Origin of the sequence: Bradyrhizobium sp. SHOUNA76, from assembly GCF_023006445.1 — a bacterium.
In the GTDB taxonomy this organism is placed as follows: Bacteria; Pseudomonadota; Alphaproteobacteria; order Rhizobiales; family Xanthobacteraceae; genus Bradyrhizobium.
On the sequence record NZ_JALBHA010000007.1, the window covers coordinates 13,836 to 29,177 of the forward strand.

10 protein-coding genes and 1 pseudogene are annotated in these 15,342 nt (G+C 59.5%); 4 read left to right on the forward strand and 7 right to left on the reverse strand.

Going from position 1 to position 15,342, the window contains the following annotated elements; translation table 11 throughout:
- Positions 1-196: 196 nt before the first annotated feature.
- Entirely contained in the window at positions 197-859 is a 663-nt protein-coding gene (locus MOV74_RS02235) for a response regulator transcription factor (protein ID WP_246917322.1), read from the forward strand.
- Here MOV74_RS02235 and MOV74_RS02240 read toward each other — a convergent pair.
- From MOV74_RS02240 to MOV74_RS02250, 3 genes are all read right to left on the reverse strand, one after another.
- A complete protein-coding gene (locus MOV74_RS02240) occupies positions 854-2,974 on the reverse strand; it encodes an MASE1 domain-containing protein (RefSeq protein WP_246917325.1) in 2,121 nt (706 codons plus the stop codon). The genes MOV74_RS02235 and MOV74_RS02240 overlap by 6 nt on opposite strands.
- A 1,182-nt stretch (positions 2,975-4,156) precedes the next feature.
- The gene (locus tag MOV74_RS02245) at positions 4,157-5,692 is read right to left on the reverse strand and encodes a PAS domain S-box protein (protein WP_246917327.1); all 1,536 of its coding nucleotides are present in this window, start codon (positions 5,690-5,692) and stop codon (positions 4,157-4,159) included.
- Between the two features lie 1,727 nt (positions 5,693-7,419).
- Complete coding sequence (locus MOV74_RS02250; protein WP_246917330.1) at positions 7,420-7,557, reverse strand: DUF1236 domain-containing protein; 138 nt, start codon at positions 7,555-7,557, stop codon at positions 7,420-7,422.
- 415 nt (positions 7,558-7,972) lie between these two features.
- Here MOV74_RS02250 and MOV74_RS02255 point away from each other — a divergent pair, with 415 nt between their 5' ends.
- Positions 7,973-9,382: a TAXI family TRAP transporter solute-binding subunit gene (locus MOV74_RS02255; RefSeq protein ID WP_246917333.1), complete on the forward strand. Its 1,410-nt coding sequence runs from the start codon at positions 7,973-7,975 to the stop codon at positions 9,380-9,382.
- Positions 9,383-9,450: 68 nt separating this feature from the next.
- Here MOV74_RS02255 and MOV74_RS02260 read toward each other — a convergent pair whose 3' ends face one another.
- Entirely contained in the window at positions 9,451-9,996 is a 546-nt protein-coding gene (locus tag MOV74_RS02260) for a hypothetical protein (RefSeq protein WP_246917335.1), read from the reverse strand.
- Positions 9,997-10,977: 981 nt separating this feature from the next.
- Between MOV74_RS02260 and MOV74_RS02265 the strand changes: the two genes are divergently transcribed.
- Together MOV74_RS02265 and MOV74_RS02270 are read left to right on the forward strand one after the other, a co-directional pair.
- The gene (locus MOV74_RS02265) at positions 10,978-11,223 is read left to right on the forward strand and encodes a PilZ domain-containing protein (RefSeq protein ID WP_246917338.1); all 246 of its coding nucleotides are present in this window, start codon (positions 10,978-10,980) and stop codon (positions 11,221-11,223) included.
- Positions 11,224-11,980: 757 nt separating this feature from the next.
- The gene (locus MOV74_RS02270; RefSeq protein WP_246917341.1) at positions 11,981-12,145 is read left to right on the forward strand and encodes a hypothetical protein; all 165 of its coding nucleotides are present in this window, start codon (positions 11,981-11,983) and stop codon (positions 12,143-12,145) included.
- Positions 12,146-12,234: 89 nt separating this feature from the next.
- Here MOV74_RS02270 and MOV74_RS02275 read toward each other — a convergent pair whose 3' ends face one another.
- From MOV74_RS02275 to MOV74_RS02285, 3 genes and pseudogenes are all read right to left on the reverse strand, one after another.
- Positions 12,235-12,495 carry a hypothetical protein gene (locus tag MOV74_RS02275; RefSeq protein ID WP_246917385.1) on the reverse strand — a complete coding sequence of 87 codons (261 nt, stop codon included), beginning with the start codon at positions 12,493-12,495 and terminating at the stop codon, positions 12,235-12,237.
- Positions 12,496-12,808: 313 nt separating this feature from the next.
- A pseudogene (locus MOV74_RS02280) lies at positions 12,809-13,199 on the reverse strand (transposase); the annotation flags it as partial.
- A 646-nt stretch (positions 13,200-13,845) separates the two neighbouring features.
- Positions 13,846-14,106: a hypothetical protein gene (locus MOV74_RS02285; RefSeq protein ID WP_246917344.1), complete on the reverse strand. Its 261-nt coding sequence runs from the start codon at positions 14,104-14,106 to the stop codon at positions 13,846-13,848.
- Positions 14,107-15,342: the final 1,236 nt, after the last annotated feature.

Here is a 15,342-nt window from a genome sequence, read left to right on the forward strand (position 1 = left end):
CGGTCAGGTACATGATGAGCAATTCATCGCTCGCATGGACCAAGGGGCCAGCGAGCTCCGCGCTTCACGTAGTCCGCTCCCTTCTTACCTGACGGGGCACCGCTGGCCGGACCCGAGATGGAAGATGGACGATTTCGAAGGTGGGTGTATGATTCTCTATTGATCTCCGGACGGCCAGAAGACGGAGAGCTTTTTTATGAAGGTGCTTGTTGTTGACGATCACACATTGATTCGGGCCGCTCTGCACGCTGTCCTGAAGCAACTGAAGCGAGAAGCCGTCATATTCGAAGCTTCGAGCGGCCGAGAGGCCATGCACATCGTCGAGGAGCATCCCGACATCAGCCTCATTTTGCTTGATATCAATTTGCCTGATCGCGACGGCTTCTCTGTCCTTTGCGAACTGCGCGATCGCTATGCGAGGACTGCTGTCGTCATTCTCTCGTCCTCCGATGATCAAGACACGGTCAGGCGCGCTTTCAAACTCGGCGCGCTTGGTTTCATTCCGAAAACCACGGAACGCGAGGTGATGCTCAACGCCATTGAGTTGGTGTTCTCCGGCGGAGTTTACATCCCGATGGAGATACTGGAGAAGACAGCGGGCCCACGGCGTGCAAACGAGCCAGTGGCGCCCGACTCGCTCAAGGGGCTCGGGTTGACCGATCGGCAGATTGAAGTACTTGCGCTCCTGATGAAGGGAAAGAGCAACAAGGTCATTGCCGGGATGCTCAATATGGCAGTGCCTACAGTGAAAAACCACATCACGGTCGTTCTCAAGGCGCTCGGCGTAGCGACGCGCACCGAGGCCGTCATAAAGGTCGGAAAAATGGGCTGGGAGTGGCCGCCGAAATCTGGATCATGAAACGGCCCCAGCGTCTCTCCCACCATCGTGATCCCTAAACAGCTTGTGCATGACAGCACGGAGCTGCATTGGGTCGACCGGCTTATGCAGCAAAACGTATCCTCTATCCTTGGCGTCCCGCAGTGGTTCAGCTGCTGTATCGCCGCTGATGAGAATGGCAGGAATTGACGAGCCAAACGCCGCGTTGATTTGTTCAATTGCCCTGATTCCGGTCTTCCCGCGTGCGAGATGATAGTCCGAGATTATGAGGTCGGGGCGTTGTTCGCGCTCAGCAAGTCGGATCAGTCCGGCTTCGTCGGATCCGGCGGCAAGAACCGAACATCCCCATTTGCTGAGCAATCCGCCCGTTCCCTCCTGCACGATTGGAGTATCGGCAATAACAAGAATTGCCTTGCCGTCGACTGCAAAAGCACCGGGGTATGGTAAGTCGGCGGGCGCTGCGGCTCTGACGCATTCGTCGACCTTCGGAACCAGGATCGTGAATCGCGAACCGCGACCCACAGTCGAAGCCAGCTCGATTGGATGGTTGAGAAGCAAGCCAAGCCTGTCGACAATGGCAAGGCCAAGCCCCAGGCCGCCGGACCGGTTCTGCTCCGGAGCAGGAACTTGAAAAAACTCGCCAAAGATATTCTGCCTTTGATCCTCGGGAATGCCGGGACCGGTATCGTATACTTCGATGCGCAGCATTTCACCGCGCCGACGGCATCCGACCAGGATCCCGCCCCGCAATGTATAGCGTACAGCATTGGATACCAGATTCCGGAGTATGCGTTCGAGCAGCATGGCGTCGCTTCGGACCCAGGCGTCACTTGGCCTGACGCGTAAGCGCAGGCCTTTTTCACGCGTCGCCTGATCAAACGCCGTCTCGCCTTTTTGCAACAGGCGCCCGATCGGGAATTCGCTAATGTTGGGGTTAAGCATCCCGGCATCGATTCTCGAAATGTCCAACAGCGAATTGAACATTTCATCCATTTCCTTGCGCGTTGCGTCGACCCTCTCGATCGTCCTTGCCCTCTCCCCCGGTTCGAGCGGCGTGCGCAGCTGGGCAACAAACAGCCCTAATGCATGTAACGGTTGTCGCAAATCATGGCTTGCCATGGCAAAAAAGCGTGATTTTGCGGCACTCGCGAGCTCCAGTTCTTGCGTCCGCTCTGCGACCTTCCGCTCGAGTTCGACCCGCGCGCGGCGCAGACGCTCCTCCGCTTTCTTGCGCACCTCGACATCGGCGCTCAGCAACAAGCTTGGAACGGTAATGCTGATCAAGAACATCAACACCAGCAGGAACGATGCGTTAAGGTCCGTAGTTGTGAACGGGCCGCCGCCCGTGAGCGTGCCCCAAATCGTGACGCCCGCGAGCACCAGGGCGACCGTCGCGGTATCGCGTGGCCCGCGGCGCAGCGCCGCCCACAACATTGGCAAGATCGCCAGAAAACCCAGTGGATCTCGGCGGGGCGTTTGCTCGATCAAAGGGCTGAAAGCAATGAGTCCAACAACCGCCGCTGTCGTGAGGACGCCGACCGTCTCCAGAAGCGCATGGCGTTCGAAGTCCTGATAGCGGCTTGATGCCCAAAGCACGATAACGGGAGCAATGACCAGTGCGCCTGTCACATCTCCCAGCCACCAGGTGATCCACGCGTCCGCGAAACTCTTCTGTTCGATGTACCCGAAGATTGTCAGACTGGTCAGTCCAATGCTGGCGCTGATCGGCGTCGCGATGACGACGCAGATCACTGCAAACTTTGCGACAGAATCGGGGGTTGAAAACGTGTTACATCCGCCCGACCACCGATTAATGAGATAAGCGCCTACAACCGCTTCAAGAGCGTTACCGGCCGCAATCGCGATTGCGGTAGCAACCGAGCCCGCCGTCGTCGCATTTGCGATCAACGCTGCCGCAAAAATTGCTGGCCAGGTCCGATATCCCCCCAACAGCACCGCCGCCAGCGCGACACCTGTCGGTGGCCAAATTGGCGTTGAACTGGGATGAATGGACGCGAGAGCAAGCCCACCTTTGGCCAAGACGAGATAGATGGCGCCGATTGCGACCAGACTACCGACGTAGCTTAAGCCTCGGCTGGAATTTGTCTCGGGAGCAAATGGTCGAGGATTGGACATCATCGACGTCCTGAACTAGGCAACTGGTTCGTCTACCGAAACTGACTTTTGATCCCTGGATCTAAGATCGCTAGATGGATCCGGGCAGATGCACTCAGGTCGAACTGATCAGAGCAGTCTGCTGGCGGACTAAGAGACGGCACGTGCGATCGAGCTGGCCGAGGTGCTGTTCAATCCCCGCGGATTGCGTCAGAACCAATGGGACGACCAGGGCACCGTTGCACCCCGAGGAATTCGCGCCGTCTCGTCTTCACCCCGAGCTTGGGGGGACGCATCGTACGACGAAGATAGTCGCTCTGAAAGGCCGGATTTGAACCTGGACTAGGTCGTTGTGTGCGACAAAGGCCTATCTCTCGTTGGAGTCTCGGGAGTGAACCACTTGCACGATAGCTTGCTGCGGCGTGCCGAGGAAGCGGAAGCTTCGCTCAGAAAATAGAAGCGTCTCCATGCCCGATGAGGCGACGAGTCCGTTGCGTCGGCCGTGGCGTTTGCGATGGGCGGTGCAATTCTCCCTTGATCGAACAACCGTAAAGAAGCCTGTGATCGAGTGACATCGTTCGACGACTTGCACGGGGGTCATCATGTCTCGGTCAAGCGGATGGCGTGAGAAATCGGATTACTCCTGAGACAATAAAATGAAGTCTCGAGATTTCACCGATTTAGGCGCAGGCCGCCCTACAGCCCAAAGCCGCGGCCGATCTCCCGCATCAGCCTGAGCGCGGCGTCAGTATGGCGGCCATCGAACAGCGCGCGATCAAGCTGCGAAAAGATGCCCGTTCCAAATAGCGCGATAGCAATGCCTCTAAGCATGGTTGTGGCCCGGGTTTGAGCGATGCTGCGAAAGTTCAAAACGGCCCCAGCCGCAGGATGGGGTCAACAGCCGGGGCCGGCATTCCCATTCCAATGTGCCGCGGCGGTAATCGGCACGCACCCAGCTAGCCACATGAAGGCTAATGAAGCCTTTCGCGGTTCGAGCGGCCCGAGCATTTGCCTGAGAATTTCACGACTGGGCTCCATCCCGTACCCGGCCTAGCATTGGCGAGCGCGACGCCAAACCGCAGCGGTTTGGCAGATCGATGAGGTTCGATGAGCCGCGGCTGCTGCGATGCGCCTTCAAACCCTCACTTTTGACGATTGGCTTGAACATTCTTTTGGCCGCGAGGTTCCGAAAAGCGACGTGGATCACCCCTGTTCCGAAGGCAGACTAAACTGAAACACGGCCCCCCGTGGTTCATTCGCACGGGTCCAAAGTCGTCCTCCGTGCGCCTCGATGATCGATTGGCAGATCGACAAGCCCATGCCGGTCCCGTCCGGCTTAGTGGTGTAGAAAGGTTCGAACAGGCGGTCAACCATTGCCAGGTCAAGTCCGGGACCGCTATCCTGCACGGCGACAACAACGAGACTTGAGGCATCTGCAGCCGTGGTGATCCGCAGCTCCCGTGGCCCAACGTCGAGGCAGTTCATTGCCTCAATCGCGTTGAGGATCAAATTGAGAACAACCTGTTGCAGCTGGACGCGATAGCCCTTCACGAGCGGCAAGTCCGGGGCGAGGTCGGTCTGGATCAAGACATCATGTTTGAGCAACTCGCTCCGGGCTATAGTGATCACGTCCAGGATTGCACCATTAACGTCGATGCTCTCCTTCGGCGCCGGAGCTTTCTTGATCAAGGAACGGATCCAACCGATGATCTCGCCACCTCGCTCGGCTTCTGCGACAATGGATGCGAGCGCCTGCCGTGCCTTTTCGAAATTCGGAGTCTGCGTTCCTAGCCAGTTCAGTGCGGCCTCCGCGTTGCAGAGCATCGCGGTGATTGGTTGGCTTAATTCGTGTGTTACCGAAGCGGTGACCTGGCCGAGCGCCGCCGCGCGATTGGCGTGTGTAAGTTCAGCCTGCATCTCGCGGAGCGTCTCGGCAGTTCGCTTGCGTTCGGTGATGTCGCGACTCAGACAAATGATCCGTGACCGGCCACCCTCGCAGAATTCCCGCATACGGACTTCGACGGGAAACACAGTGCCGTCCTTTCGGCGATAGCGCCTCTCGAGCGTAGCGATTTCGCCAGCCTTGAGGCGCTCGCGGTTGCTACGCCAAGTGGCTTCATCCAATTCCAGATCGAACAAGGCCGCAGCTGCTCCCACCAGTTCGGCCCGGCTGTAGCCGAGACTTTCGCAGGCATTCCGGTTCACATCGCGAACGCGACCGTCTTCACTGTGGAGCATGAACATATCGGTTGCGTGATCCACGAAGGTACGGAAACGGGCCTCGCTCTCGATCAGCGCCTGTTCGGCTCGCTTGCGCTCCGTGATGTGGCGCCCCACACCGCGGTAGCCCATGAAGCGCCCCGTCTGGTCAAAGATGGGCATCCCAGAGACGGAAATATAGCGCTTGCCGCCGTCGGGGGTCGGCCGAGCGAGCTCAAAATCGCGAAACGGGAGGTGAGAATCGAGTGTCTCCCGGTGCTTGCGCCAGCCCTCTGCATCAGGCTCCAGATACGGGACCTCCCATCGTGTCCTGCCGATCTCGGAGACCGGCGGTTCGGGAAGTGTCTCAGCGAACTCCTGGCGGATGAAGCGATGCTGCGCGTCCGTTTCCCAGTACACATCAAAGGAGAATTGTACCAGCGTGCGAAAGCGCTCCTCGCTCTCGCGCAGTGCCTCCTCGGGACGCTTGCGCTCATTCGAATCGAGCGCGACCGACGCCGCTTGAATCGGATGTTGCATTATCACCTCTTGCTCTCGCGCGATGGATCAATCGAGGCGTTCTTCTGCCAGGTTGCGGCCTGTCTCTCGCCCGGTGTGGCAAATAGCGCCCGCGATCACCGACGATGCGCGAAGGGGCGAACCTGGCCTCGCCACGGCCAATAATCGATTAATTTGCCTCATGACGACTATACTCGCGTATACAAGCCGTCTCTATAGCCATGTTGCTGCGACGACCCCGATCCGAATAAACGCGAGCAGCGTCATAAGCTTGCCGTGCGCAGCCGCTTCGTCCCCGTGCATAAGTCGAGAATAACGGGACACGTCGGCCGCCAATATCGCCGTTAACCTGCGCCCGATTCCGATCTGCACCTTGGTCGACAGATCCTCCTTGGCACACTTCTATGCCGGATTAGGATGATACCAACGGGCAGTCGCCAAGAGATGGCCTTTTTACTTGTCAGCATTGAAACGACAGCTGCACTGTCACGGCCTGAGGAGGAGGAGAAATGGATTCCCTAGAGCGTTTGGACGTGGCCCGTGCTGCCCTTCGCTTTGAGGACTGCGATGTCAGCTTTCGGGAGTCGAACCGAACAGCGCAATTCGAGCTGCCGAGGGCAGCCTTCGAGCTATCTGAGACATCGGCAACTGGCTGGCAGAACCGGCCTCACCCATCCTTCGGAGAGATCTCACGACGAAGCCCACCAGCCGTCCGGGAAGGGTTCTAACGGCTCGTGATCATCATTATCGTTCGCAGGCATGCGAAGAAGCACTTCGAAACGTAGGTCGAAAACTCGGCACGTGCTCAACACCGGCCTTTTCGATGGTCCAAAATGGTGCGCAGCAAAGCCATGTAGAAACCTCGGATCGGTTGGCCAGGCGATCGCCCACCTATGAGCAGCAACCTGCCAACCATGATCTCCGTTTTGCTGCATGCGTCCCTATCGGATACCGGTCCCCTACCTAGCTTCGTGAAACTTGGGTTGTTCCCGTAGTCGCACCCTTGTGGAAGCTACGAAAATCGCGGCCTGAGACGATTGCCGCCAATATAAACGCCAGCACGCATGAAGCGGCCAAGGACCAAAGCGCAATTGCGACCTGCTTCTGCATGGCCATTCAATAGTCTGAGCTTGGGCGCTTACGCTCATCCAGATCAAAAGATCAGTGAGCTAATAGCCACAACTTGTTTTGAACCACTTCAACGGCAATCCGAGGAGGTAGCCTCGCTTTTTCAACTCATCTTCGGTTCTGTTCAAAATCTGGGCGATAGAGCTCGGTGATGCTCGCGAATTCACCAGCTTTCGAAAAATCTCGTCCTCGCGTCTTGTCCAGCGAGCAGAGGGCACGCTCACCTCCAATATCCTCACCTTAGCACTCGAAGAAACGGCTCCTGCATGGGGGCGGGCAGGAGATGCCGGAGCCGCCTCATTCGGGATCCTTGTGCGTCCGTCCGGCACAATTGGCCTATTATAACGCGCATTTAATTAGTTTTCTACATTTAATTTATTTAATTATTGAAAGATTCATGGCCGGACGCAGCGAAATGCGAACAGGCAAGACTCAAGCCACCTGCTCGACGGGAGCTGGCAGTACCGATCGGCCGCAAAGAGCAACGCCAGCAGCAGCGCGCCGACGAATACAAAATATCGGAAGATCGGCATGGACGGCCGCTCGCAAGGGAAGTAATGAATTATTGGCGGGCCGGACTGAGGCGGGCCGCTTGCTCGGCGACCCGCACTTCCAAGGGTTTAGTCGATCTCCTGGACGACCGTGCGCGTCGACGGATCGACCAGCATCACGCGTTCGCCCGAGTAGACGTAGCGGTACTTGGTGAGCGCAGGCCCCCAGTCGGCGGGCACTGCCTCGAGTTCGACCTCGCGCGGCAACGATCTTCTCGCGGGCCTGCACGGGGCGCACCTTGTGCTCGGTGACGTAGGTGCGGATCTTCGTGCGGTATTCCGGTTCGATCTGCACGGCGGCGGCATGACCCGTACCGGTGGTCGTGACGACCGTCGACTGCGCCATTGCGCCCGTCGAGATCATCGCCACCATCGCCGTCGTCAGTAGAAGCTTGTTCATGTTGATCTCCTCGCCGCCATATGCGGCATGCGAGAAGCCGCGAATGGTGGCAAGGTTCCGGAACAAAGGCCTTGCGGTTGCCTGTTTTTCCCCCGGGCATGCAGCCGCTCTTTCAACCCGCATCGCGCGCGAGGGAACATTCCCGTTAGGCAACCGGTTCGCCCGGTGGCGGCGCGCACTTGCAGTCCAAGCAGTCGTTTGTTTGTTTAGCGGGGTCAGCTGATGCCACGGACCGGTCCAGTTAGGAGTGCTCCCGATCGACGCCAACGAAGACTGTTGGTCCTGCTCGCGTTGGGGTGTGCCGTCTTTGGCGCCGCTGCGGCCGCCCTCTTCTACGTGCTGCAGCCCGAGGCCCTCCGGATCGCCGTCGGTCCCTCCGGCAGCGACGACCATCAAGTGGTCCAAGCGATAGCCGAAGCCTTCCAGGAGGAAAGTAGGACGGTCAGGCTCTCCCCGATTACGACCGCAGGGGCGGCCGAATCCCTGGGCCTCCTGGGCGCCGGCAAAAGCGACCTGGCAGTCGGTCGCGGCGACCTCGCGATGCCGGTCGACGCGCAGACACTGGCAGTCCTTCGGAAGAACTACGTCGTGCTGTGGTCGACCTCCGGGCGAGCGGGCAAGGACTCCAAGAAAAAGTCCACCGGGAAAATCGGAGAGATCGCCGATCTGGCGGGTCGCAAGGTCGGCATCATCGGAAGGACCGGGGCCAACCTCGCGCTGCTGCGGACCATTCTCGCCGGCTCCGGCCTCGATCCGGACAAGGTAGCGACGGACCAATTCGGCACCGAAGAGATCGAAAAGCTCGCGCAAGACGCCACTCTCGATGCGTATCTCGCCGTCGGTCCGCTGGACAGCAAGATCACGGCCGACGCGATCGCCGCGACTTCGCGAGCGCGTGGAGCTCCGAAGTTTCTTCCGGTCGAAACTTCCGAGGCCATCGCCCTAAAGCACGCCCGCTACGAAGCGGAGGAGATTCCTGGCGGCGTGTTCAACACGAAACCGGCCTGGCCGGAGGACAAGGTCGACACCATCAGCGTCAACCATCTCATCCTGGCCAGAAAAGAACTCTCCGAAGCCAAGGCAGCGGCCTTCTACCGACAGCTCTTCGCCGTCCGAGATACGATCACGCAACGTGTCGCCGGCGCTGCGCACATCACCAAGCCCGAGACGGAGAAGGAAGCGGAGCCCTCAGTGCACCGGGGCGCCGCAGCGGTCATCAACGGGACCGAGCGGACCTTTCTGGACAAGTACAGCGATTACTTCTGGTTCGCCTTGCTTCTTCTTTCCGGTGTCGGTTCGGCCGCCGCCTGGCTGCGTCGCTATCTGAACCGGGACGAACGGGATGATAACACCAGCCACCGCACCCGCATTCTCGCCCTGGTCACGGAGGTTCGAAATGTCGGGTCCGAACAGGACCTGCTGACATCGCAGCGCGAGGTCGATGCAATTATCGGTGAAACCCTAAGGTGCTACGATGATGGAACGATCGAACAAGAGGACTTGGCTGCATTCGGCCTCGTCCTTGAACTGTTCGATCATGCCGTCGCCGAAAGGCGAGCAACGCTGCAGAGCGGGCTCGCAGATCAGGCCGTCAGGCCGCTTTCGCAGGTGGTACCACGAAGGGAATATTGATGTTCCCGGGCCGACCGCCGAGCGATCGACCCGGTGGCGGAAGCGGAATTCTACGCAGAAGTAGTGGACTACGTTCTATTTTGGTTCGAGCCCAGGCCGGGTCTCCAGTCGATCGTGTTCATCGCTTCCGCAATATCGCCGACAGTGTCGAACTGTCGTTCAATATCGAAAAGACCTCCCGAGAGGACAGATGCGCGGCGGCTTCCTCGAAAGTATCGCTCGCGTCGACCTTGGCGCGTCCGACGGCTAGGCTCGCGTCGATCCCGTCGGGCCGCGCAGCGAGCAGGCGGCAGCTGCGCGATGTGGAAGGCTAAAAGCGCGGCGTCTTCGCGCAGCGCCACCAATGCGGGTTTGGTTGCTACATCCGCCGACGCGCTCAATTCGTTCGCCCGATGCAGCACCGCAGGCGGCTCTCGTTCTTCGGGGGTGGCAAACAATTTGCCGGACGCGGGCTTGGCAGTCGGCGCCCCAATGGGAACGGCGAACAGCAGCCCCGCGATGACGGGCGACATCCAGAGCAGAAGGGGCAATGAAACCGCGTACGCGCTTGCGGCCATCACAACGCCGCTCGCGGTCGGGATGCCGTATTTCCGGTAGAGCTCGCGCCGCTCCACAGTGATCGCGCCTTTGCGTCTGCCAGCCCGCATCGCGCCCGGCGAGGATCTCGATGACCGCGATTGACTGGTAAGATCATCATCACGGGAGCCATCAATGCCGATACGACGATCTCGGCGAAAACCCCGGCCGAGGCACGCAACGCGCCGCCGAATTGCCTGCGCTCCGATCGCTGCGTCCAGACGAGGACCATGCTGAGCAGCTTCGGCAACAGCAACAGACCCATGGTGGCGACGAAACCCAGATGGCGAGCACGGGATCCTGGGCCGGCCAGGTCGGAAACAACGAATCGTCGATGGCTTTTGCGAGTCGCATTCTGCGGCCGACCCGCTCCTTTCGGCCTATGCCCAATCGGCCCGGTGCGGACGCGTCCTGTGGCCCTCGTGACCGTTCCAAGGGCAAAGCGGTCTGTTCCGCAATCTCGGGCCGATTGCAGATGGCAGGGTAGAATGCGATGCGTAGCCGTGAGCGAGTCTCGACGCGGGTCGGCGGAGTGGCGCGGGGGTAACATGTGTTTTGGCGAAGTCGGTGCCTGCTTCTCTATGCCAAATGGCTTATGCGCTCGCTTCGCAGCGCCGACGGCTAGCTCGGGGTGCGGTTGTGCAAGCGCTTCATCATGACGCCAGGAGTGTCGGTATTGGTGATGCTGAGCGACTGCACCGGTCAGGTAACGGTTTGGCAGCTAAGGCGAGCTAGGATGTAGCTGTCCTCGCCGACAGGCCAGCCAAGAGACTGCTATGCCTCAACATTGCGATGATGAATTAGCCACTATCGCGCGAGACATCTCAGCGAAGCAACTTCATATTGAAAGCCAAACCCTCTTGATTGAAGTGCTCGAACGGGACGGACACAACATGATTGAGCAAAGAAGAAGCCTTGCCCAGGAACGATCAGACCTAGCAACGCAAATCGCGCGGCAATTCCGGCTGCTAGAGGCAAGGGGCACATCGGGCGACTGAAGGCATTGCGGACAGCATAAAATGATAGACCGTCGAAAGCTCGAGCGCATCGATGTGGACGAGGTGGCCTACATTTCAGGCGACGGCGCCAGCTTACGCTGTCGCGTGGTCAACATGTCGGAACACGGGGCATCCATTGAGCTTCCGTCGAAGCAGTACATGAACTCCACATTCAAGCTAATGCTCGAGAAGGATCGCATCATCCGAAGTTGCCGCCTGGTCTGGTCGAGTGGCAATCAAATTGGAGTCGCGTTCGAGGAACTCTGAGGCTGAGAAGCTCATTTACAACCCGGCCCTAGAACGGATTTTCGCGGTATTTTCCCCGGCATAGATAGTTGATCCGACAATAGGCTTATCCGCTCGTGGTCGCCCGAGGAAGAACCACAACTTCTTGCGCTGTTCGATAGGAGTGTGACCGCAAGCGAGCGGCCACCAGTTAGGCCGCACTCGCCTGGCGGTCTTCGGTCGATTGCAGCGCTTCCGCAAGCAGCAAGGTCGAGTAAGCCGCAACAGGACGTGTCTTCGCGCAAGGGGCGGGTTAGTCGAAGGTCGTGGCGATTAAACTCGCCGCCGTCCCTCCTGAGGGGTGTGAAGGCAAACCCGCTGCACTTGGGCCTCGCCGCCAGCGATCAATTCGAAGGCGTGCTGGTCGCATCTCGATCCGCCGACGGTCTTCATGGCGGGCCTATTGCACGTGCCGGTGTAGCGAAGCCCGCGAGCCGGGCGACTTGTCCCTGATGCCTAGTTGTATCGCCGTCGACGGCAAAGACCGGATCGCTGAGCTGGGAGAGGTCCAGAAGTGAGTCACCCCGTGCAGGTTCGCCGCTCCCACCGCGGCAGCGGCGGCCACCGCAAGGTTTCGGCTTGGCTCGGCATGGGAGAGATCATGCGCGGACAAGCATACACCTAGGCCCCCGGCAAGCGTCCGCAAACCACCCTCTCCTCGGCCTCTGGGCACAACTCAGGATGGCACCCGTAAATTTCCCAATGTCGCCCGCCTCGGACCGGCGCGAAGATGACACCTATGAAAATCTCGAAGCCGAAAGAATGGAGCGACGTCGAACGCAAGAAGCTGTCGGCGATGATCCGCCGGCGGTACGGCGCGGCGGAAATTGCCGCAGCTCTTCGCCGGCATGTCGGCTCAGTCAAGCGGATGGCGCGAGAAATGGGGCTACTTCTAAAAAAATGACTATTGAACGAATTTCGTCGATCTATTGCCAGAGAGAAAGCCTGTCCGCGTTCAACCGATGCCTGGCCTTAGGTGCGGAGCGATCAGGCTCATTCGGTGTAGGAACGGTGGCGCTCGGCCTCGACCGATTCGTTTGACGCCAAGCAACGTCGTGCCCGCTCGATCTGTGCGTCGGTGGCGCCGCGACTTCGGGCATACATCTCGGCCACGGGCGCTGAGTACTTCGCGACATAGTATCTGACGTCCGTACAAGATACGCGCCCGGAGGGGCTGTGATTGCGCGCTGCGAACGCTTCGTAGCTCGGAGCGATCAGCAATACGACAGCAGCGCCGAGAGCACGCACAATCATTCTGGTCATTCCCCCCATCTGAAGACTTCACCGCAGCAGGCCTGAATCGCGTCGAGCGCGCAAATTAACAATCACGCGATGGTGCAAAGTATTCCGACACTGTTGCTTTGATGCGTCGGTCTTCGTCACTAGGCTGAGTTTCGGTCCAGCCGAGCCGCTGCGGCGGTCGATCTATGACGCCGCTGGCTTCCAGACAGAGGCAGACAGGAACAAGGGAACGCTGATCAGCTATCATGAGCTTCTGATCCAACCCATTGAAGAGATGGACCGGGCAAATGTTGCGCCCGACTTCGGACTACGATGTGCTCGCACCACACAGCCGACTGACCTCGCTCTTGGAGATGCCGGTCATGCCGATCGCCTGCACCAGATCGCCCGCCGAGCGGGTGGAGACACCCTGCACATAGGCTTCCTGCACCACGGCGGTGAGCGCCTTCTCGGCCCTGCGGCGCGGCTCCAGAAAGCCAGGGAAGTAAGAGCCCTTGCGCAGCTTGGGAATCCGCAGCTCAACCGCACCGGCGCGGGTCTCCCAGATCCGTTCGCGGTAAACCATTGCGCTGGGCCAGGCGTTCGGAGGTCTTCTCGCCATAGGCGGCCCCGGTCTAGGCCTTCTTCCAGCTCCATCGGCCTGTTGGCGGCAACGCCGATCATCTCACGCAACAGATCGGACGGGTCTTCTCCACGAGCCTGCGCAGGTTCATCATGTCATCGGTGGAATTCCTCGGTTGCGTTGGCGTGTCGCAAGCCGATCCTACCGGAGAACTGCCGGTGCCCCCCGCAAAGCCGCCCGCTAGGGCGCGATTGGCGGCGCGCGTCCGGGCGGCTTTGCTCTACCGAGCTAACACCACCTCCGGGGACACGACCCGCAGCCCACAGCGGTCCCAGCACAACCCTAAATGCCGGGTAAGCTGCTAGCGGTACTTTGTGCGATGGCGAGATCCAAGGGCGGCCTTGTCAGCGGGCGGCAGTCGCCCTGAGCTCTCCATTTTGCCTCCGAAGACCGTGAGGCCCGAGCGGCAAGTGTAGCTGCTTGCCGCCCTCAGCCATCGACGCGCGGCGATCCACCGAGAAAACCATACGGCCAGCGTGCGAAAGCGAACAGAACCGATGGCCCAATTTAACTAGTCTGGGGGTGGTCCCAATCGCGGGCCATGTGTTCTGGGGCAGCATGATAGAGGGGCGTGCAATGGACGCTCGTGCGCGACTTGATGGTTGTCATTTCGCTCTGCGCCAACATTTTGAGGCACTCGCGTCTCAAGTATCGGAACTTGAGGACCTTCGAGACCGAGTAGCCAAGGCCGAGCGCAGAATCGTCGGTGTGGCACGCGAAACTAGAGCCAGGAAGGCGGTTTACGAGGGCAGCGCGGTGGGCCCGGCCATCAACGCGATCATCTGAATCAGCGTGAGAGTCCGGGCTTTGACGACTGAATTAGCTGCTACCCGCCCCAACCGGGGGGCAGGACCTTGGAAATTCGTGATTACCGACCGCAATTTGAGCAGATGTCCGCCGATGAGTTGTGGGCTCTCTACACGGACGTCGATCAGATTTTCGCGGCGAGGATCGTTGCCAAAAAGCAAGAACTCGACAGGCGACTCGAACAACTCCACCATAGCAACGGACCTGGCGGTTCATCAGAGTTCAGCATCAGCATACCATCATTCGGGCGCGACCGGCTCTGAGGAGGGCGTCGCGCTTGCCGCATACCTTGTGGGCGAACGAACCTTCACACAGGTGATCGGGCCATCGGTCAATGTCTGCCGGCGGTCGCTTCGGCTTGTGGCTGCACGTGTCGTCCTGGCAATAGACCAAGACCGCGGCCCAGAACCAGCTAATGTCCATAACCGGGAGCGATGGCAATGCAACACCATAGCATCGCCGACGTTAGCTGCGTGATTCTTCAATGCTTGGATACATATCAAATCGCTATCGTTGAACCGCTCGTGTTGAAGTGTTTCCCAGATATCGACAGGCATACGCTTTGGCAGGCGTACCGCGTCGCCTTGGTGGTATACACGTCAGGCACTGCTTCACCACCAACAACAGCAAGCAGCAGCCGCGCAATAACTGAGTTTGAAAAATGAACGTTGAGACACTGAGGGCGACCGCCCCGGGCGGAGGCTGCGTGTCAGTTCAAATTTGACTGGCCGGCCAGTCTTATTTTGTCGGACAGTCGCGCGGTCGGCCGCATATCCGCCCCGGCGCAAGGTCATCGACTTTCAAGGCTACGACGTCGCAGCCGCGCAGTTTGCTGTCGATGGCGACGTTGACAGCGCCAGATCGCGCATACGGCCTTCGACCCGGGAGCTTGGCTCGGATTGACCAGACGTGCTTCGGACGGAGCGGCGGCTTTGCGCCGATCTTCCCCTTGTTCCAAGGAGCGTCTTTCGAGTGCCACCGACATGGCGATCCCAGTCATCGAACCGGATGGCAGCGAAGAACGACTCATCGATCCCATGCCCCCCGTTGAAAACGGACCCGGTACCACCGCGATCACGTCCAACATTGAGGGCATCCTCATCGTCACAGGACGCTTACTGCGACAATGCTTGCGCCGTTCATAGCCCCATCCTGGGTCCTTTAAGCCGAGCGCCAAGGCCGCGGGCAGCCAATCTGCGTGAAGCGGATGGGAGACACGGCCGACGCCGCGATCGGGATCGATCACGTTCATTCCGGTCGGTAGGACCACGCCGCACCGGATCGGCAGCCAGAATTCAGGACCGCTCCGTTGGTAGTCGAGCTTAGCTCGGCTGGCCACGCCGCTCCATCTGTGGCAAGCTCGATTTTATTCAACGAGCTCAACAGGTATCTCGCCACCCGACATCGGGTGCCGTAGAGGCCAGCAGTTG